This is a genomic window from Halomonas sp. H33-56 (assembly GCF_040147035.1).
GTDB lineage: Bacteria > Pseudomonadota > Gammaproteobacteria > Pseudomonadales > Halomonadaceae > Halomonas > Halomonas litopenaei.
In genome coordinates this window covers 725637-746194 of the sequence record NZ_JAMSHP010000001.1, presented here as the reverse complement: position 1 = coordinate 746194, position 20558 = coordinate 725637, and the positions used below count along the sequence as shown (strand labels likewise).

At 64.5% G+C, this 20558-nt stretch carries 15 protein-coding genes; 12 read left to right on the top strand and 3 right to left on the bottom strand.

What is annotated here, in order from left to right:
* Positions 1 to 20 precede the first annotated feature (20 nt).
* From NFH98_RS03405 to NFH98_RS03390, 4 genes are all read left to right on the top strand, one after another.
* On the top strand, positions 21 to 1835 hold the full coding sequence (locus NFH98_RS03405) for an FAD-dependent oxidoreductase (RefSeq protein ID WP_349622229.1): 1815 nt from the start codon (positions 21 to 23) through the stop codon (positions 1833 to 1835).
* On the top strand, positions 1832 to 3271 hold the full coding sequence (locus tag NFH98_RS03400; RefSeq protein WP_108131306.1) for a coniferyl aldehyde dehydrogenase: 1440 nt from the start codon (positions 1832 to 1834) through the stop codon (positions 3269 to 3271). The genes NFH98_RS03405 and NFH98_RS03400 overlap by 4 nt, the downstream gene beginning before the upstream one ends.
* Before the next feature lie 74 nt (positions 3272 to 3345).
* On the top strand, positions 3346 to 5310 hold the full coding sequence (locus tag NFH98_RS03395; RefSeq protein ID WP_108131305.1) for an acyl-CoA synthetase: 1965 nt from the start codon (positions 3346 to 3348) through the stop codon (positions 5308 to 5310).
* Positions 5311 to 5405: 95 nt separating this feature from the next.
* Entirely contained in the window at positions 5406 to 6281 is an 876-nt protein-coding gene (locus NFH98_RS03390) for an SDR family NAD(P)-dependent oxidoreductase (RefSeq protein WP_108131304.1), read from the top strand.
* A 13-nt stretch (positions 6282 to 6294) separates the two neighbouring features.
* Here NFH98_RS03390 and NFH98_RS03385 read toward each other — a convergent pair whose 3' ends face one another.
* On the bottom strand, positions 6295 to 7605 hold the full coding sequence (locus tag NFH98_RS03385) for a DUF2252 domain-containing protein (protein ID WP_045992173.1): 1311 nt from the start codon (positions 7603 to 7605) through the stop codon (positions 6295 to 6297).
* 113 nt (positions 7606 to 7718) lie between these two features.
* On the opposite strand from NFH98_RS03385, the gene NFH98_RS03380 reads away from it, so the two are divergent.
* Both NFH98_RS03380 and NFH98_RS03375 read left to right on the top strand, forming a co-directional pair.
* Positions 7719 to 9230, top strand: coding sequence for a DNA-3-methyladenine glycosylase 2 family protein (locus NFH98_RS03380; RefSeq protein WP_231498443.1), 1512 nt, complete (start codon positions 7719 to 7721; stop codon positions 9228 to 9230).
* Complete coding sequence (locus tag NFH98_RS03375) at positions 9214 to 9747, top strand: methylated-DNA--[protein]-cysteine S-methyltransferase (protein WP_108131303.1); 534 nt, start codon at positions 9214 to 9216, stop codon at positions 9745 to 9747. Before NFH98_RS03380 ends, NFH98_RS03375 begins: the two co-directional genes overlap by 17 nt.
* A gap of 163 nt (positions 9748 to 9910) precedes the next feature.
* Here the strand turns inward: NFH98_RS03375 and NFH98_RS03370 are convergent, their stop codons facing one another.
* Positions 9911 to 10267: a DUF427 domain-containing protein gene (locus NFH98_RS03370; RefSeq protein ID WP_045992174.1), complete on the bottom strand. Its 357-nt coding sequence runs from the start codon at positions 10265 to 10267 to the stop codon at positions 9911 to 9913.
* A 397-nt stretch (positions 10268 to 10664) separates the two neighbouring features.
* On the opposite strand from NFH98_RS03370, the gene NFH98_RS03365 reads away from it, so the two are divergent.
* Positions 10665 to 11390 (top strand): hypothetical protein, encoded by a 726-nt coding sequence (locus NFH98_RS03365; protein WP_052704305.1) that lies wholly within the window; start codon positions 10665 to 10667, stop codon positions 11388 to 11390.
* Positions 11391 to 11825: 435 nt separating this feature from the next.
* Positions 11826 to 12989, top strand: coding sequence for a chromate efflux transporter (chrA, locus tag NFH98_RS03360; RefSeq protein ID WP_308812407.1), 1164 nt, complete (start codon positions 11826 to 11828; stop codon positions 12987 to 12989).
* Positions 12990 to 13241: 252 nt separating this feature from the next.
* Here chrA and NFH98_RS03355 read toward each other — a convergent pair whose 3' ends face one another.
* Positions 13242 to 13958 (bottom strand): DUF3581 family protein, encoded by a 717-nt coding sequence (locus tag NFH98_RS03355; protein ID WP_222568215.1) that lies wholly within the window; start codon positions 13956 to 13958, stop codon positions 13242 to 13244.
* A 258-nt stretch (positions 13959 to 14216) separates the two neighbouring features.
* Here NFH98_RS03355 and nhaD point away from each other — a divergent pair, with 258 nt between their 5' ends.
* From nhaD to NFH98_RS03335, 4 genes are all read left to right on the top strand, one after another.
* Positions 14217 to 15695: a sodium:proton antiporter NhaD gene (nhaD, locus tag NFH98_RS03350; RefSeq protein ID WP_045991758.1), complete on the top strand. Its 1479-nt coding sequence runs from the start codon at positions 14217 to 14219 to the stop codon at positions 15693 to 15695.
* Between the two features lie 259 nt (positions 15696 to 15954).
* Positions 15955 to 16467 (top strand): substrate-binding domain-containing protein, encoded by a 513-nt coding sequence (locus NFH98_RS03345; protein ID WP_231498441.1) that lies wholly within the window; start codon positions 15955 to 15957, stop codon positions 16465 to 16467.
* Positions 16436 to 17656 (top strand): putative porin, encoded by a 1221-nt coding sequence (locus NFH98_RS03340; protein ID WP_231498440.1) that lies wholly within the window; start codon positions 16436 to 16438, stop codon positions 17654 to 17656. Before NFH98_RS03345 ends, NFH98_RS03340 begins: the two co-directional genes overlap by 32 nt.
* Complete coding sequence (locus NFH98_RS03335; protein WP_349622228.1) at positions 17656 to 20517, top strand: bifunctional diguanylate cyclase/phosphodiesterase; 2862 nt, start codon at positions 17656 to 17658, stop codon at positions 20515 to 20517. The genes NFH98_RS03340 and NFH98_RS03335 overlap by 1 nt, the downstream gene beginning before the upstream one ends.
* Positions 20518 to 20558: the final 41 nt, after the last annotated feature.

Genomic DNA, 20558 nt, shown 5'->3' with positions numbered 1-20558 from the left:
ACAGCGTGAGGGGCCAGTCCATGACGTCCAGCCAAGACGACCGTTTCGACTATGACCAGATCATCATCGGCACCGGCTTCGGCGGCTCGGTGAGCGCGCTGAGGCTCTCGGAAAAGGGCCATCGCGTGCTGATGCTGGAGAAGGGCCGGCGCTGGAAGGACGAGGAATTTTCGGACAACTCCTGGAACCTGAAAAAATTCCTGTGGGCCCCCAGGCTCGGTCTGACCGGCAATCTGCAGATCAGCCTGACCCGCAAGATCACCGCCCTGCACGGCGTCGGCGTCGGCGGCGGCTCGCTGGTCTACGCCAATGTGCACCTGATTCCAAAGGACGAGGTCTTTGCCGCCGAGTCCTGGACCCGGGTTCATGGCGACTGGAAGCAACGCCTGGCGCCCTTCTACGGCCTGGCCCAGCGCATGCTCGGCGTCACCAAGAGCCACTACGAGAACGCCGCCGACGAAGCGCTGAAGGAAACCGCAAGGCGCATGGGCCGCGAACACACCTACCAGACGGTCAATACCGGGGTGCTTTTTCCCGAGGACCCCGACGACGCCAGCGGCGCCGAGCGCGGCGACCCCTACTTCGACGGCGACGGCCCCGAGCGCAACAGCTGTCAATACTGTGGCGGCTGCACCATGGGCTGTCGCCACAACGCCAAGAATACTCTGGTCAAGAACTACCTATGGTTTGCCGAACGCAACGGCGTGGAAATACGCGCCGAGAGTGAGGTCACGCGCATCGAGGCGCTGCCCGATGCCAAGGGTCAGCGCGACGGCAGCGCCGGCTACGAGATCACGGTGCAGTCCTCCACCGCCTGGTTCGCCAAGAAGCCCTACCGGCTGCGCTGCCGGGGCCTGGTGCTGTCCGCCGGCGTATTCGGCACCATCCCGCTGCTGCTCAAGGCCAGGGACCAGGACCAGACCCTGCCCCGGCTGTCATCGCGCCTGGGGCGAGAGGTCCGCACCAACTCCGAGACGCTGATCGTCAACACCGCCAGGTTCGCCGACGCCAGCGGCCAGCCCCAGGAAATCTGCCACGGCCCGACCATCACCTCGATGTTCGATCCCGACGACGAGACCCGCATCGAGATCAACCGCTTCCCCCGCTACGGCGACGCCACCTTCGCGCTGCAGAGCGCCGTGCCGCTGACCGATACCCATGGTCAGGTGCCGCGCTCTGTCAGCATGCTGATCAATATCCTGCGCCAGCCGCTGACCACGTTGCGAATGCTCAACCCGGTGGGCAAGTCGAAACACTCGATCATCTTTCTGGTGATGCAGACCAGGGACACCTACGTCCACCTGAAGAGCCAGCGCCCCTGGTACACCATGTTCAAGCCCGGCTGGTCGGTATACCAGGACAAGGATGACCGGGCGCTGTCGAACTACTTCCCCATCGCCCACGAGGCGGCGCGTCACTTCGTCGAGGCCGCCGGTGGCGGCGAGGCCGGCAACGTGGCCACCGAAGTGCTCTCCGGCGCCCCCAGCACCGCCCACCTGATGGGCGGCGTCGCCATCGGCACCAGCGCCGAGGATGGCGTCGTCGATGATCGCGGTCGCGCCTTCGGCTACCACAATCTGAGGGTCATCGATGGCTCGCTGATTCCCGGCAACCTGGGGGTGAACCCTTCGCTGACCATCCTCGCCCTGGCGGAGTACGCCTGGGCAGAGGAGCCTGTGTTCGATGAAGGACGGGCCGCCGAGGTGTCGCGCGTCCACTTTTCCAAGCCCCTGCCGGGCTCCTGCTCGGCGCTGGACGGCCACGGCGACCTGCATGGCCTGATTGCCAGCGACGCCGCCACAACGACCACCGCGACCTCTGGAGTCGACGCATGAATGCCCCCCTGATGTCACCCGATCCCCGCACCCTCGATCAGCTTGAGCAGTCCTTCCACCAGCAGCGAAGCGCCTATCTGGCGGCGCCGGTGCCAAGCTACCGGGAGCGCATCGGCCACCTCAAGGCCCTGGCCAACATGCTCAAGGACCACCAGGAGGCGTTCGTCCAGGCGATCAGCGACGACTTCGGCAATCGCTCCCGCGAGGAGACCCTGTTCTGCGAGTTCGTGGTGGTGCTCGGCGATATCAAGGACGCCATCAAGCACCTGAAGTCGTGGATGAAGCCCCAGCGCCGGCGGGTCGACCACAGCCTCTACTTCGGTGCACGCAACAGCGTTATCCCGCAACCGCTGGGCGTCGTCGGTGTACTGGTGCCCTGGAACTTTCCGCTGAACCTGAGCCTCGCCCCCTTGATCGGCATCTTCGCCGCCGGCAACCGGGCGCTGGTCAAGATGTCGGATCGTTCTCCCCGACTGGCCCAACTGCTGATCGACCTCAGCCCCGACTACTTCCCCGAGGAAAAGCTCAAGTTCTTCGCCGACGACGGCGAGCTGGGGCCTCACTTCACCCGCCTGCCCTTCGACCATCTGGTGTTCACCGGGTCCACCGCCACCGGGCGCAAGGTCATGGCCAACGCCGCCGACAACCTGACCCCGGTCACCCTGGAACTGGGCGGCAAGGCGCCGGCAATCATCGCCCCGGACTTCTCCCTGGCCGAGGCCGCTCGGCGAATCCTGTTCGTCAAGCTGCTCAACGCCGGCCAGATCTGTACCACGGTGGACTACCTGTTTCTCCCGGAAGGTAGCGTGGATGCCCTGGTCGACGCCGCCAAGGGCATCGTCGGACACCGCTATCCGGATCTCGCCAGTCCCGACTACACCTCGATCATCGACGACGCCTCCTTCGCCCGGCTCGAGGCGACCCTGGAGGACGCCAGGGCCAAGGGCGCGCGGGTGATTCCCCTGTCGCAACAGCAAAGCAACCCTGAGACACGCAAGTTCGCCCCGCACCTGGTGCTGGACGTGACCGATGACATGGAGATCATGCAGCGCGAAATCTTCGGTCCGCTGCTACCAGTCAAGACCTACCGCCAGCCGGAAGAAGTCATCGACTACATCAACGCACGTCCTCGTCCGCTGGCGCTGTATCCGTTCTCCCAGGACAGGGCGCTGGTGGACCTTTACATCGAGCGTATCCAGTCGGGCGGCGTCTCGGTCAACCATGCCCTTCTGCACGTGGGCCAGCATGACCTGCCGTTCGGTGGCGTGGGTGATAGCGGCATGGGTCACTACCACGGCCGCGACGGCTTCATCACCTTCTCCAAGATGCGCCCGGTCTACCGTCAGGGCCCTGTCGACAGCATGAAACTGTTGATACCGCCCTACACCAGCACCACCCACAAGGTCCTCAAGCTGATGCAGTGGCTGGTCCGCTAGCACGTTCAACAACAACACTTACGATTGCTGCTGTCGCGCCTGGTCCTGACGCCGCGACGCCTCGAGAAACCAAGATGACCATCGACACCGCTTCCGCCGCAGCCTCGTCCCTGCCCTCCTATCTCGAGCGAATTAGTCGTTTTCCGGCGATTCGCGATCGCGCCGACATCGAGGTCATCGAGGCGACCCCGTGGGCCTCGCTGGAGCTGCCCGACAGCACCCTCGAGCTGATTCAGATCAGCGCCAGGCGCCGACCCGACGCCACCGCGCTGCGCTTCGTGATGGACGCCACGGCCCAGCAGCAGGGGCAGCGCTACACCTACGCCGAGTTTCTTGCCCGTGTGGTGCAGGCTGCGAACGCCTTTCACCGCCTCGGCGTGGACGCTGACGACGTGGTGTCCTTTCTGCTGCCGAGCCTGCCCCAGACCCACTTCACCCTGTGGGGCGGCGAGGCGGCCGGCGTGGTCAACCCGATCAACCCGATGCTGGAGCCCGAGCATATCGCCGGCATCATGAACGCCGCCGGCACCCGAGTGCTGGTGGCGCTGGCGCCCTTTCCGGGCAGCGACATCTGGGACAAGGTGGAAGCCATCAAGGACCGGGTACCGAGCCTCGAAAAGGTGCTGTACGTCGATGCCGCGCGCTTTCTCGGCGATGACGAAGCCCGCGCTCTGCGCGAACGTCTGCCGCTGCCCGACGCCGCCGACTGGTGCGAGGACTTCGACCGTTGCCTCGATCGGGCCCCCGCCGATCGGCTCATCAATGAACGTAGGATTCGCCCCGAGGAGCGCGCCTCGCTGTTCCACACCGGCGGTACCACTGGGTTGCCCAAGCTGGCACCCCATAGCCACGCCAACGAGGTGGCCAACGCGGCGATGATGCAGATGCTGTTTCGCCACCGAGAGGACGCGGTGATCCTCTGTGGCCTGCCGCTGTTTCACGTCAACGCCGTACTGATTACCGGCCTGGTGCCGCTGATGATCGGCGCGGAGATCCTGCTGGCCACCCCGGGCGGCTTTCGCAGCCCCGGCCTGGTCGACAACTTCTGGTCGCTGATGGAGCGCCACCGGGTCAGCTTCTTCAGTGCGGTGCCGGCGATCTTCTCTCGCCTGCTCGAGGTGCCCTTCGGCGACGCCGAGGTATCGAGCCTCGAAAGTGCATTGAGTGGCGGCGCGCCCTTGCCCCGGGCGGTCCACGGCCACTTCGAGGAGCTGACCGGCATCTCGCTGATCGAGGGCTTCGGCATGACCGAGGGCACCTGCGGCAGCATGGCCAACCCGCTCGCAGGCGAGCGTCGCACCGGATCGGTGGGCCTGGCGCTGCCCTATACCGGTGCTCGGGTGGTCGCCCTCGACGACCAGGACCGCTACCTGCGCGACTGTGAGGTCAACGAGATCGGGACGCTGTTGATCCGCGGCCCCAACGTCTTCGACGGTTACTCCAGGCCCGAACAGAACCGCGACATCTGGGTCGAGGATGGCTGGTTCAACACCGGCGACCTGGCCCGCCAGGATGCCGACGGCTATTTGTGGATCACCGGGCGCGCCAAGGATCTGATCATCCGCGGGGGGCACAACATCGATCCGCAGATGATCGAAGACGCGCTCTACCGCCACCCTGCGGTGCAGATGGCCGCTGCCGTGGGCAAGCCCTGCGACCGAGTCGGCGAACTGCCGGTGGCCTACGTCAGCCTGCAGCCCAATCGCCAGGTCAACGAGGACGACCTGCTCAGCCACTGTCAGGCCCACCTGGCCGAGAAGGCCGCCATCCCCAAGAACATCTGGATCCTCGACAGCATTCCACTGACGGCGGTGGGCAAGGTGTTCAAGCCGGCCCTGCGACAGGACGCGGTCACCCGGGTCTATGGCGAGATCGCCGAAGCCGAACTGGGGCCCGGGGTGGCACGCATCACGGCATGCCAGGATGCGACCCTCGGCCTGGTGGCGGAGATCAGGGTGCCGGGTGATGTCGATCTCTCCTCTCTCAAGGCCCGCCTCGAGGCCTTTCCGATCCCCTGTCGCTGGCGACAGGCATCCTGATCACCGAGAGCGTTTGGCACACCGTCGACCACCACCATCCACAAGAGGCCACGCTTGTCAGACTGCCATGACAGGCTGGCGGCTGGAGAGCCACCATGTTCGAACATCGTCACTTCGTCATCACCGGAGGTTCCTCGGGTCTGGGCCTGGCGCTGGCACAGCGGCTGATACGCGAGGGCGCGCGGGTCACCCTGGTGGCCCGCAACGAACAGCGCCTGCTTGCCGCGCTCGAGACGCTGCGAGGCGAGTCGCCGGCGGCGGTGGTCGACTGTCGGGTGGCGGACGTCACCGATGAAACCGCGATGCAGGAGGCCATGGCCGCCATCGCCGCCGAAAGCGGCGCCATCGACGGTCTGATCAACTGCGCCGGGGTAATGCGCGAGGGTTACTTCGAGACACTGACCCAGCGGGACTTTCGCGAGGTCATGGAGGTCAACTACTTCGGCCCGCTCAACGCCACTCGGGCGGCGCTGCCGTTTCTGGCGGCCCAGGGCGGGCGCCAGCACGGACACAAGGGCAATGCCCCCGCGGCCTGGCTGATCAATATTGCCTCGGTGGCGGGCTTGACCGGGGTCTTCGGCTACACCCCCTACTGCGCCAGCAAGCACGCCCTGGTGGGGCTGACCGAGTCGCTCTACTACGAGCTCGCGCCCCAGGGCATCCGTGTACAGCTGGTGTGCCCCGGCGAGTTCGACTCGCCCATGGTCGACACCCTGGAACAGGGCCGGACGCCGGAAAATCGCGCCCAGACCCTGTCCATCCCCAAGGCCAGCCTGGACGCCATCGCCGACGATACCCTCACGGGACTGCACAAGGGTGACTACCTGATCGTGCCGACCCGCCAGGCACGCCTGGCCACCCTTGGCATGCGCCTGGTGCCGGGTCTGTCACGCAAGCTGATGACGCGGACCCTGGCGCGGGTCTATCGAGGCCCCACCCGCGAGCCGCTGGAGCCGGGCGAGCAGACCTGAGCCAGGCCAGGCATCACTGCCGATCCTTGCGTGACTGCACAAAGGTCTGATGGTCCTGGGCCACACAACGCGCGTAGCTGTGCGCCAGGGTGGTCACCATCTCGACCACCTGATCGAGGTGACCGTCGACCCGCCGGCCCACCGCCCGGGCAAAACGGCCCGGATCGTCCGGCGTCAGCGCAGCGGCGCCGCGCAGGTGCTCGCGAGCGAGGATGCCACCCCACTGCTTTACCAGCTGGCGATAGTCCTTGCCGCCCTTCAGCTTGTGGGTAGGAAAGTCTTCCTTGTAGGGCGAGCGCTCGCGCACCGAGAACACCTTGTCGCCCAGGTGCAGCCAGCCCAGGTAGATATCCGGGTGTTCGGCGATGGCGTGGAAAGCGGCGGCATGACGAATGCCCTCATGCGGGAAGGTCGCCTTCCAGGCGCGCTTGCCGGCCTCGCTCATCAGCACCAGTCCGGCCGGCCCAGGCTGCTCCTTGACGTCGAGAATGACATCGTCGTGCTCGTGGTCCTTGCCACCCTCGATCAGCACGTAGAAACGGTCCAGTCCCAGTGAACCGGTGCCCGCATCCAGACGCCGCGCGGTGTCCTTGATGCGAAAGTGCTCGTCCTCGGACTCGCTGCGCTCGCCTTTCAGGGTATCGCGATACTCCTCGTTGATGGCCTTGCGCAACTGGCTGTCCAGGTGGGCAGGCAGGTTGGACAGCTTGCCCTCACGCTCGAGCCGGCGGCCGTCATCGTCGAGCCGGGTCCACTTGTCGAGCATCTTGGCCCGACTCTTCTTGCGCTCGACCTTTTGCATGAACGGCTTGAGCGGCCCCTTGGCGCTCTCCACATTGACGTACCCTGGGGTCTCGCCTCGGCGATGGTCGGCAAGCTCCCGATGGTAGGCCAGCACCAGGTGCTTGAGACCACGGCGCAGCGCCTTGGGCGAAAGACCCTGATTGTCGTGGGCGTCCAGCACCAGACTGATGGCCAGGCGCCAGAGATCATACTGATAGTCACCGATCAGCGAGTCGTCGAAATCGTCCATGCCGTAGCGCACGTGGTCATCGTGGTGGCCATAGGCGCCGAAGTTGAAGGCGTGGGCGTCACCCTGCAACCAGGTCTGGGTGTCGACCTGACCGCCGTAGAGCGAAAAGCGCCAGTCATGCCAGACATCGGCCCAGTACAGATGATTGGTGCCTCGAAAGAAGGCGTAGGGCGAGGCCGCGATCTTGTCGAACTTGGCCTGCCGGTCGTCTTCCCTGAGACCGGTATTGGCTGCCTCGATGGCGTCAAGCACCTGACGCGGACGATTGTGGCGAGTCAAGGGTAGCGACATGCGGTTCTCCTGTGCGGGGGGGACAACGATCTTCCAGTGAGTGCCGATTTCCGCCATTGTGGGGACAAGGACGCGATAGACTTGTCCTCAAGCATACCGTCTGGGAGAGGGACATGCCTGCGCCGTCCGCCAACCTGAACGCCACCCGCCAGCCAGGCGCCCCGGGCCACGCATCAGGCGCCCGCGCATCCCACCCCATGACGCTTGACCTCGCGACGCTGCGACGTGCCCGGCTCAGCCGGGACCCACGCTTCGACGGTCGCTTCTTCGTGGCGGTGCTGACCACCGGTATCTTCTGTCGGCCCATCTGTCCGGCGCGACTGCCGCGGGAAGACAACGTGCGCTACTACGAAAGTGCGCTGGGCGCGCTCCAGGCGGGTTACCGACCGTGTCTGCGCTGTCGTCCCGACAGCGCCCCGGGCTCGCCTGCCTGGCAAGGTAGTGACACCACCCTCAAGCGAGCGCTTGCGCTGATCGACCAGGGCGCGCTGGATGGTGACTCGGTCGAGGCCCTGGCCGCACGGCTCGGTATCGGAGCTCGCCATCTACGAGGGCTGTTTCAGCGCCACCTGGGCATTTCGCCATCGGGCTATGCGCAGCATCGTCGCTGTCTGTTCGCCAAACAGTTGCTGCATGAATCGAGCCTGACCATCGGCGAGGTCGCGCTGGCCAGCGGCTTCGGCAGCGTACGACGCTTCAACGAGGTGTTCCGCGAGCGCATCGGACTCAGCCCCCGTGATATCCGCCGGCGCGTGTCGAGCACCAGCACGCGCAAGGACACAGGGCAGGGGCTCGGCCAGTGCCTGAGCCTGACCCTCGGCTATCGTCCCCCTTACGCCTTCGCCACGCTGCGCGACTTCTTCGCTCGCCGAGCGATCCGCGGTCTCGAGTGGGTCGGCGACGATCACTACGGCCGACGTTTCCGCTGGCGTAGCGCCCGTGGGCACTTCACCGCCTTCCATCAGCCCGAACGCCATGGCTTTCGTGTCGAACTGGTCATCGACGATCTGAATCAGGTGACCGGCGTCATCGCCAATATTCGGCGCATGCTCGACCTGGACGCTACCCCCTCATTGATCGACGCGACCCTGCGCGACGCGGCTCCCGTTCTGCCGCTGGTGGAAGGCCTGCGCCTGCCTGGGCTATGGTCACCCTTCGAGGCTGCCGTTCGCGCCGTACTCGGCCAGCAGGTCAGCCTCGTCCAGGCGCGCGCCCTGACCCAGACGCTGGTCGATGCCCTCGGCGAGAGGACCCCGGACGGTGGCTGCCACTTTCCGAGCGCGGCGTCGCTGGCAGGCTCGCCGCTTGCCTTTCTCGGCATGCCCGACAGCCGACGCCAGACGCTTCGACGCCTGGCCGAGGCGGTGGCAGGTGACGAGCGCAAGCCTCCGCACTGGGAGGACATTCTCGGCATCGGCCCCTGGACCGCCGGCTACGCCCGTCTAAGGGGCGAAAGCGATCCCGATGTCTGGCTCGCCGGTGACGCCGTGATTCGACGCGTCCTGTCCCCCCCTTCATTGGCTGGGGGCGACAGCGACATCGGCATCGACATTGACAAGGCCCGCCCCTGGCGCAGCTATCTGCTGCTGCAACTCTGGAGTCATGACCATGACAACGACCCTTGATCCCATCGCCTGTCTCGACGCCTTCGCTGGACTCGAGGTCTACCATCCGCCCGAGGTCGACGCTCTGGGAGCCATCGTCATCGCCGCTACCGCTGGCGGCGTCGCCCGACTCGACTTTATCGACATCGGTCGTGCCGAGACCATCACGGCTCGCCCCTCGGAGCACACTCGCGCCTGCCGCGAACAGCTTGATGACTACTTTGCGGGGCGACGCCAGAGCTTCTCGCTGCCGCTGGATCCCCTGGGCACCGACTTCCAGCGTCAGGTGTGGAAGGCGCTGTCGGAGATCCCCTTCGGCGAGACCCGAAGCTATGCCCAGATCGCCGAAGGACTCGGCCGCAAGGGAGCCCACCGGGCGGTGGGCGCGGCCAACGGACGCAATCCCATCGCCATCGTGGTGCCCTGCCACCGGGTCATCGGCAGTGATGGCAGCCTTACGGGTTATGCAGGTGGCATGGGGCGCAAGCAATGGCTGCTGGCCTTCGAGGCCCAGGAAGTGCCGCTGGAGCTGTGCTGACCAGTTCCTGGCAGCCTGACAGGGCTCTCTATCGTCAGGTGGCATGGGCCGCAAGCAATGGCTGCTGGCCTTCGAGGCCCAAGAAGTGCCGCTGGAGCTGTGCTGACCAGTTTCTGGCAGCCTGACCGCCTGACAGGGCTCTCTATCGCCAAGCGGCCCCTCTTCAGGATTCGACGCTGGCGGTCGCGACCCTGGGATCGAATACCAGGTGGGCGCGGATCGCCTGGACGCCATCGAGGGGTTGTTCGTAGCTCCACACCGAATCTTCGTAACGGCGGCCGTTGACCTCCACATGGAAGTAGCGAGCGTCACCCTTGAACGGGCAGTGGGTCCGGGTGTCGCTTTCTACCAGACGACTCATGTCGACGTCGCTGCGAGGCAGGTAGAGACGTGGCGGGTAGCCCGGTTCGGTGAGTTCCAGCGCGTGCAGGGTGTCGGCCAGGACCTGGCCTTCGACGTCCACTCTTACGCGGGTGGTCAAGGGGTAGATCGAGATTCGCTCCGTACGGGGGGTATCCATCGGCAGCATCCTCTGCGTGTCGGGAAGATGACGGTCTCGTCGAGTGCTGGCGAAGACCGAACCGGATTCCCGGGTGCCCTGCGCGGGCCCATTCCGAAGACCCCCGACGCCATCGCCTGCTCTCAAATTTCCATGAATCACAGTACCACGCCTGTAGAACACACTTTCAGCGTACTTTTTGCTGATTCAGCCTGATGCGCCGATTCAGCACAGCACTATCGCCCAGAGCTAGTGAGTGCTTATTAAGTGGTATCCGATATCCAGGTTTTTTATGCTAAGGACCGGGCGTGCGCTGAAATTCGGGCGTCGCTCTTGTCATGTCGTCCGTCCATTCGACTGCCCCCTCGTTCAACTGACCTGGTGTCTCATTCGCCCCGTCGCCATCCAAGGACATCCGATGCCCCCCTTCGCACGTACCTCCCTCATTCTGGCGCTTCCTCTGCTGACCACCGCCTGCGCCGGCATGTCCACCAGCAAGCCTGCCGTGGCCCAGCAGCTCGACTGGTCCGCCGCTCCGGTCTATTCCACCCTGACCCTGAGCGCCGGCTTCCAGCCGGATCCCCAGACCCTCGACGTGATGGCCGGCGGCAATACCCGGGCCAGTGTGGTCAGCGCCGACTGCGCCGGCTTCGTCAACGCCGAGGCTCCGGATGTGGACATCAACTACACCGCCGGCAGCTATCCGCTGAAGATCGCCGCCACCTCGGCCAGCGATACCACCCTGGTGGTCTACGACGCCAGCGGCATCTGGCACTGCAGCGATGACGCCGACGGCACCGATCCGGCGGTGGTACTGACCTCGCCCCCCAGCGGCAACTACAACGTCTGGGTCGGCAGCTACGATGGCAGCGGCCAGCTGGCACCCGCGACCCTGGTGGTATCCGAGTCGCTGTCCACCAGCAGCGCAGCGTCGGCCGGCGCCTCTGCCAGCGCATCGAGCAGCTACGTCGGTGGCGAGATCGAGTGGGGCGACGACGGCAGCCAGTGGAGCCACGACGGTGAGTGCGATGATCCTCGCTTCGCCGGCCCCGGGGTTGCCAGCGGCAATATCGAAGCCGATCGCTTCCACGACGCCAGCGACTGCCGCAGTCTGTACGAACAGGGCCGCCTCTACCTGCGCTAAGGCTTGGCTGAAAAGTGCCTGCGCTCGGTAATACGGCGTTAAAAATCGGCTTAAAATGCTCATTTACACCCCGTAAACTGCGCTTTCTCACCGATTTTTGCCTTGTCTAACCTTCGCTCGTCGACTTTTCGGACAGCGCCTAAGGCTTTCCTGAAAAGTACCGGCGCTGGCTGACTGGTGGGATGAGGCCCTGGCCGAAGGGCTAGTCGGCCAGACTGGAGATAGAGCGGAGATTGAGTTGAGATAGACTGGAGACAGAGCGCAGACAGAGAGGGGGCATGACGCCCCCTATCCATGCCACCTGCCTTCCGTTATCTCTTTTCATTTCACTGTCACCTCGAGGTGCCAGACTGGACTGCCACTTCTCGCGGTGACGTCATGGAACACAGCCCTCAACAATCGCAACAACCCCTCCGACAACAGCCGCGACGCCACTTGGATATCTTTCTGACCTTCCTTGGCCTCGGGCTGACGTCCTTCGGCGGTCCGGTCGCTCATCTGGGGTACTTCCATCAGGTCTTCGTCAAGCGCCGGGCCTGGCTGAGCGAATCCGCCTACGCCGAACTGGTGGCGCTGTGCCAATTTCTTCCCGGCCCGGCCAGCAGCCAGGTGGGGCTCGCCATCGGACTGATCCGCGGCGGCCTGGTCGGCGCCCTGCTGGCCTGGCTCGCCTTCACCCTGCCCTCGGCACTGGCGATGATGGCTTTCGCCTATGGTGCCGGTGCCATGGACGGCGCCCTTGGCGAAGCGCTGATCCACTCGCTCAAGCTGGTCGCCGTGGTGGTCGTCGCCCAGGCCCTGACCGGCATGGCCCGCAGCCTCTGCCCGGATCTTCCGCGTGCCGGGATGGCGCTGGTGGCGCTTGCCATCATGCTGGTCGTCGGCGGCATCGGCGCCCAGGTGGCGGTCATCGTGCTGGGAGCCCTGGCAGGTCTCCTGCTGCTGGAAGGCGCGACGCCAACGTCGACCGACGACGCTGGCGTGCCGGCACCATCGCTGGCGTCCTGGGTGAGTCCCGTTGCCCTGGTGCTGTTCGCGCTGCTGCTGGGAGGGCTGCCCCTGCTGCACTGGCTCTCGCCCAACGCCTGGACGACGCTGGCCGACGGTTTCTATCGCGCCGGCGCACTCGTGTTTGGCGGGGGCCATGTGGTGTTGCCGCTGCTGGACGCCGAGGTGGTCGGCCGCGGGCTGGTCTCGACTCAGGAGTTTACGGCTGGCTACGGCGCCGCTCAGGCTGTTCCGGGGCCGCTGTTCACCTTCGCCGCCTATCTGGGCAGCATTGCCGGCGGCGTGTGGGCGGGCGCCCTGGCGCTGGTCGCCATCTTCCTTCCCGGGGCCCTGCTGGTGATCGGGCTGTTGCCGGCCTGGCAACGGCTCGGCCGTCGCCCTCGCCTGAGGGCCGCCATGAGCGGTGCCAACGCCGCTGTGGTCGGGCTGCTGGGGGCCGCCTTCATCGATCCGGTGTGGCAAAGCGCCATCGTCTCGACCCTCGACGTGGCGATCGTGGTGGCAGGATTCGTGCTGCTGAAGCGGCTGCCGGTGTGGGCACTGGTGCTGGCGTTTCTGGCGTTGGGGCTGGTCAGGGGGCTGCTGGGCTAGGGCTTGTCTGAAAAGTGCCTGCGCTCGGTAATACGGCGTTAAAAATCGGCTGGTGCGCCAGCCCGGTCAAAATGCTCATTTACACCCCGTAAACTGCGCTTTCTCACCGATTTTTGCCTTGTCTAACCTTCGCTCGTCGACTTTTCGGACAGCGCCTAGGGCTTGGCGGGTACGAAAGGTGCCTGCCCATGAAGAAGGTGTCGCTCCCGACGCCGGCGATACCAGCAGCCGGCCGTCAGGTCCGGCCCGGACTCAGCAGGGAGTGCCGGCGTGATCCCGCTTCAACTGGTAGAACTGGTCGACGATGTCGTCCATGGCCTCGGCGTCATAGGGACACAGGCCACTGACCACCAGCTTCTTGCCACCATGACCGATACTTTCTCCAGCGGCGTCGATGGCGAACTCGAGGTGCACGTCACCGCGCTTGCCGATGACCTCCAGGCGGGAATCCAGCAGCCGTAACGCCGGCTCCAGCGCATCCAGTCGCGTCAGCGAAAAGCCCATGCTGTCGTAGATCACCAGCGGCCGCTTGGGATTGAACATGACACCGCAGTCTTCCATCAGCGGCTTCATGTAGTGAGGAAAGTTCTTTCCAGAAAACGCCACGTAGCAGCGCGTGAAGGCTTCGACGACGCTCTCGTCGAAGGTCGCCTCTCCGCGCCGTTCGACCTCCAGATAGCACTTGCCGTCATCGTCCAGCACCCGTATCACCCGGTCGCCTTCCTCGCGAAAACTGAGCGCCCGATCCGCCCCCACCATGGCGAGAAAGCGAAAGTTCATGTGCGGCGACAGTCCGAAACGCTTCAGCACCAGAGCGAACAACAGGTCGCCCGGTACGCAGAACCGCCGTGCGCCCGGTGTGTGAATGGGGTTGAAGTCGCCGGCTATGCACTTGGCGAAGCGGCTCGCCTGGTCAGCGGAAATCACGATGCGATCATCGACGCAGGAGTGGTAGTCATCAAGAAACATGGAACAGGCGCCTGGCTGAAACTGAAGATGGAGCTCCCGGAGGCTCTCCAGGCGAGCATGATGCCACAGAACCTGCCGAGATGAGCACCGCCGGCATCAACTAGCACAGATTCTTGCCCCGACAACCGGACAGGGCCTCACTACTCCTACCAAAGGTGCATTCCAGCGCGCCTTTGGCAGCATATTGCAGTGCAAAACGCTGTGGTAGTCTCGACGTCGATTTCTCCCTTTCTCATTCACATTCAGGATGACATCGTCATGCATAATTATGACAACAAGAGGATACGACGACCGGGTCGCTGGCTCGTCCTCGCCGCTCTGCTGCTGATGGGGCTCACCCTGGCGGGAGCCAGCCAGGCGGTGACCGGAGAACTCGACCTCACCGGCTCCTTCGCCGGCTTTCTGGCGGTGGCCATCTTCGTACTGGCCTACGCCCTGGTGATGGCGGAAGAAAAGCTGCACATGCGCAAGTCCAAGCCCGTGCTGGTGGCGGCAGGCCTTATCTGGGCGCTGATCGGCTGGACCTACGTGCAATCCGGTATGCCGGATGAGGCCGAGCATGCCTTCCATATGACGCTGCTGGAATTCTCCGAGCTGATGCTGTTCCTGCTGGTAGCGATGACCTACATCAACGCCATGGACGAGCGCCGGATCTTCGATGGCCTGCGTTCCTGGATGGTCCAGAAAGGCTTCAGCTACCGCACCCTGTTCTGGCTCACCGGCGGCCTTGCCTTCGTCATCTCGCCGATCGCCGACAACCTGACCACGGCGTTGCTGATGTGTGCGGTGGTGACCAAGGTGGCCGAAGGTGACAAGCGCTTCATCAATCTCTGCTGTATCAACATCGTGGTCGCAGCCAACGCAGGTGGCGCCTTCAGCCCCTTCGGCGACATCACCACCCTGATGGTCTGGCAGGCCGGCCTGATCGAATTTCAGGAGTTCTTCGAACTGCTGATTCCCTCGCTGATCAACTTTGTGGTCCCGGCGGTGGTGATGAGCTTCTTCATCCACAATCGCACCCCGGACAGCCTCGAGGAGACGGTGGAGCTCAAGCGTGGGGCACGCCGCATCATCGTCCTGTTCCTGCTCACGGTGGCCACCGCCGTTGCCTGCCACACCCTGCTGCACCTGCCGCCGGTGCTTGGCATGATGACCGGACTGGGCTATCTGCAGTTCTTTGGCTTCTATCTGCGCAAGAGCCTGCCCAAGTCGCTGGATCGCAAGCGCACCGTCTATACCCAGAAGGGCGACTGGAAGAAGCTCGAGCAACTCGGCAGCGTGGTCCCCTTCGATGTGTTCAACCGGGTCGCCCGGGCTGAGTGGGACACCCTGCTGTTCTTCTATGGTGTCGTCATGTGCGTTGGCGGTCTTGGCTTCATGGGCTATCTCGGACTGCTGTCTGACGTGATGTACAACCAGTGGGACGCGACCTGGGCCAATATCGCGCTCGGTGTCATTTCGGCGGTGGTCGACAACATTCCGGTGATGTTCGCGGTACTGACCATGGAGCCAGAGATGTCCCACGGCCACTGGCTGTTGATCACCCTGACCGCTGGCGTCGGTGGTAGCCTGCTGTCGATCGGTTCCGCTGCTGGCGTCGCGCTGATGGGCCAGGCACGCGGCTATTACACCTTCATGGGCCACCTGCGCTGGGCCCCGGTGATCGCGCTGGGCTACGCCGCCAGCGTCGCGGCGCACCTGTGGTTGAACCAGGCCAGCTTCGCCATTCAGGGCTGAATCCCGGCCGTCCCTCTCTCTGCCATGCCACCTTCGCAAGCACCACATCGCCTTGCGTTGGTGGCATAAACTCTTTACTACCTCTCTTTTCCCCCACAGTGACTCACCTTAGGATAAGCTTGTTAATGCACAAGCTGGGCGCATTTGATGCGTAACGACATCTGGCTATCTACCTATAAAGAGCGTTTTTCTGCGGCCAAGCCCAAGAAATGCGACGTCGCAAGGAAGCCATGCAGGGAATCCGGAGCACTATGACACAGTGGATGCCACTCTCCAGGTGGCGATTGTCCTCCATCGAGGCTGCAGAGAGGCTGCGTTGATGCGTCGGTTATCTCTTCGCCTCCTGTTCTGCATCTGGACGGTCCTGATCTCCGGAGGGCTGGCCAGCACGGCTGCGTGGGGAAAGACCGCAGACGAGGTGGTGGTCATTTCTCATCCTGGCCTTGCCCTGAACGAGCTCGACCGCGATACCTTGCGGGCGATCTTTGCCATGCGCCTGCGCACCTGGCCCAGCGGGCAAGGCGCGGAGGTGTACGTCCTGGCCAGTGACGACCCCGTCCACGCCACCTTCGTCAAGGAATGGCTGTCTGTCTATCCTCACCAGTTGCAGCTGGCCTGGGACCGCATCGTCTTTTCGGGTACCGGGCAGGCGCCACATCGTGTGCGCAGTCAGCAAGACATGATCGACACGGTGGCCACCACCCCCGGAGCCATCGGCTACATCGAAAGGGAGTATCTGGATGAGCGCGTCCAAGCCATTGCCAGGGATTAGGTCGGTGGGTTGCCGCCTGGGGCTGCTGGCGCCTTCGCTGCTGGTGCCGCTGCTGCTGGTGTCCACCGCACAGGCGTCCCCCCTGGACACCTTCCAGGTGCACGGTTTTCTGAGCCAGGCGCTGGTGATCACCGACGACAACAACATGTTCGGCGACAGCAGCGATAGTGGCGGCAGCTGGGACTACACGGAGCTCGGCATCAACGCCTCCATCCGACCCACCGAGAACCTGCTGCTGGCCGCCCAGGCCCTGAGCCGGCGCGCCGGCGAGGTCGACAACGGTTCGGTGGAACTCGACTACGGTATCGTCGACTGGCAGATGCTGTCCGACCGGGATCGCACCTTCGGCATTCAGGTCGGGCGCTTCAAGAATCCCTTCGGCTTCTACAACCAGACCCGGGACGTGGCCTTTACCCGCCCCAGCATTCTGCTGCCACAGTCGATCTATTTCGACCGCACCCGTTCCCTGGGGCTGTCTGCCGACGGCGTCAGCCTCTACCACGAAGAGCGCATCGACAACGGCGTGATCCATGCCCAGCTGGGTGTCGGCCAGGCGCAGGTGGATGACGATGTGGAAGAGGTGCTGGGTCTCGATGTGTTACCCGGCTCCTTCGACGCCGACACCTCGGCGGTAGGCCAGGTGCGCTACGAACACGACGGCGGTCGCATGGTATTTGCCGTCAGCGCGGCTTCGGTCAAGGCCGACTACGATTCCCCCGGTGCCTTTCCCGGAGACGGCAAGCTCGATTTCCAGCCGTGGATCTTCTCTGCTCAATACAACGCCGAGCTGTGGAGCCTGACCGCGGAGTACGCGCTGCGCGACGTCAGCCTCACCGGCTTCGACGCCTTCGAGGACAACGAGAACCAGGGTGAAAGCTGGTACGTGCAATATCGCCGGCGCTTCCTCGACGACTGGCGCTGGCTGGTCCGCTACGACAGCCTGGTCAACGACCGCGACGACCGCAACGGCACCGACTACGAACGCGAAGGCCGTGGTCCGGCCCACTCCCAGTACGCCAATGACTGGACCTTCGGTCTACAGTGGCAGCCCCATTCACGGGTCATGCTGGCGGGCGAATATCACTATGTGGACGGGACCGCCTGGCTGCCGGTTCAGGATAATCCAGATCCTGAAGACACCGAGCGACGTTGGAACATGTGGCTCTTCCAGCTCTCGTTGAGGTTCTGATGCCGGTTACCAGCCCGTCACGCCCCGAGCGCCTTCGCCTGGGCCTCACATGGCGAGTGGTCACCCTCACCAGCCTTTTGCTGGTGGCGTTGGCAGTGCTGTTCACCTACCTGTCTCACACCAACCTGACACGTCAGTTCACCGCCACGCGCCAGGAGCAGATCGAGCGCCAGCAGCGTGAGCTCGAGTTCGCCATCCGCCGTTCGGAAAAAGGGTTGCAGCAGCTGGCGGGACTGATCGCGGCCTCGCCCGACCTGGGCCCTGCGCTGGAGCAGGGGGCCCCGCCGTCACCGCCCGAGGCGCTGTCCCCTGCGTTGGCCTCACTGTGGCCCTCGCTCCAGCTGGAGGCGGGCATCGAACAGATGCTGGTCTACGATGATCGCACCCGTGCGGTCATGTCGCTGGGGCTCGAACCAGGCCAGTCGCCGCCGCCTCATTATCGGCGCTGGGTGGAAAGCGTCATGTCCCGGGAGCTCCCCCTGTCGCCGCTCGAGTGCTCTCCCGAGTGCCGCCAGTATGCCGTGGTCCCGATACTGGCCAGCGGCGGCAGCGCAGGCACCCTGCTGCTGTCTCGCTCATTGGCGGACGTCGCCCGCCAGACTCGCGAGATATCCACCAGCGAAGTCGCCCTGATCAGCGTCGATACCAGCGCCACCGAAGCCGCCTTTGAACCACGTCGACTGGACGGCTGGAAGGGACGGGTACAGGCGGTGACCAACGCCTCACAGAGCCTGCCGCTGCTGCACCAGGCAAGCCGAAAAGGTTCCCTCGAGGCATTGGCGCAGGAACCCCTGCGCCTCGAACAGCAGGGACGTCATCTGGAGCTTTCCGCCGTCCCGCTGACCTCGTCCTCCGGGGCTCTTGCACCCGCCTATTTCGTGCTGATCTCGGACATCACCACCCAGATCCATGCCATCCAGCTCGATACCCGGACCCAGATGATGGCCAGTCTGTTTGGCTGGCTGTCTGCCGAACTCCTGCTGCTGGCGATCCTGCTGCGTCCCATGGCTCGACTGCGCCGGGTGGCCTCGGTGCTGCCGCCGCTGGCCAGTGGTGGCTTTTCCCAGGCGCGCGAAGCCTTGCCGCTGGCGCCACGTCGCCTGCCGGACGAGATCGACGTGCTGGAATCCAGCACCCTGACCCTGGCCGACAAGCTCGAGCGCCTGCAGCGCCAGGTGGCTCAGCGGGGGGATGAGCTGGCACGTCGTATCGATGAATTGGCCAGGGAGCGGGACTTTGTCAGCAATCTGATCGATACCGCCCAGGTGCATATCCTCACGCTGGACGAAGAGGGGCGCATCGACATGGTCAACGACTACCTCAAGGACCAGCTCGGCTGCCCCTCCCAGGAACTGCTGGGGCGTCGTTTCGACGACATCTTCGGCGCAGGCCCGGGGGACAGCGAGCCCAGCCAGCCCTTGCATCAGGAAGAACGCACCCTGACCCTTCCCGATGGGGAGCCACGCACCATCATCTGGTACCACAGCCCGCTGAACAGCGGTGCCAAAGCCTCCCTGGCACGCATATCGGTGGGACTTGATATCACCGAGCGCAAGGCCGCCGAGGCCAGACTGACCTGGCTCGCCGAGCGCGATCCGCTGACCGAGCTCTACAATCGTCGCTTCTTCCTGGAGTCGCTGCGCAAGGCCCTGGCCCGTGACGAGCAGGGCGTGGTCATGCTGCTGGACCTTGACCAGTTCAAGGAGGTCAACGAGCTCAGCGGCCATCATGCCGGGGATCGCATGCTGCATACCGTGGCCCGCCTGCTGCAGCAGGAGTACGCCCACCGAGGGGTCATCTCGCGCCTCGGCGGCGACGAGTTCGCCCTGCTGCTGCCTGGGGTCGACGACGACCACGCGATCCGCGTCGCCCAGCACCTCAACCAGTTGTTCGAGAGCCTCGGGTTCGTCGCCGAAGGACGTCGCCACCGGGTCACCGCGAGCATCGGTATCGTCCCCTTCCCCACCGAGGGCGCCACCCCCGCTGACCTGATGGCCAGCGCCGACGTGGCCATGTACAAGGCCAAGGCCAGCAACCTGCAGCGCTGGCACCTGCTGGCCACCCTGGAAAACGCCCGGGATGAGCTCAACGAGCGAGTCTACTGGGTCGACCGCATTCGCCGAGCCCTGGTGGAGGGTGACTTCGTGCTGATGGTACAGCCCATCGTGCGGCTGGAGGATCGCTCGATCCGCCACTACGAGGTGCTGCTGCGCATGCGCGACGACGATGGCAGCCTGATATCACCGGCACGCTTCATCCCGGTGGCCGAACATTCAGGCCAGATCGTGGCCATCGATCGCTGGGTGCTGCATCACTGCGTGCATGCCCTGGCGAGGCTCGAGGGCATCAGCCTGGCGGTCAACCTGTCGGGACAGTCGCTCCACGACGAAGGGCTGAAGCAGTACCTGGCCAACCTGCTGACGGTCAGTCAGGCCGATCCCCATCATCTGGTGCTGGAAGTCACCGAGACCGCCGCCGTCACCGACTTCTCCACCGCCCGCGGGGTGCTGCAGAGCGTGCGTGATCTAGGCTGTCGGACCGCGCTGGACGACTTCGGCGTCGGTTTCTCGAGTTTCCACTATCTGGGCCAGTTGCCGGTGGACTATATCAAGATCGACGGCTCCTTCATCCGCAGCCTGGCGACCAATCCCGACAGCCGCGTCATCGTCAAGGCGGTGTCCGACATCGCCACCGGCTTCGGCAAACAGGCCGTGGCGGAGTTCGTCGACCAGGAGGCGCTGATTCCGCTGCTGTCGTCCTACAACATCACCTATGGCCAGGGGTATCACCTGGGCCGTCCTGTGCCCTTCAAAGAGGTCTTCGCCTTCGATCCAGTGATCGACATCGATTCGGTAAACTAGTGCATATTGAATGGGTATTATCATAGACAGGGTGTACCGGA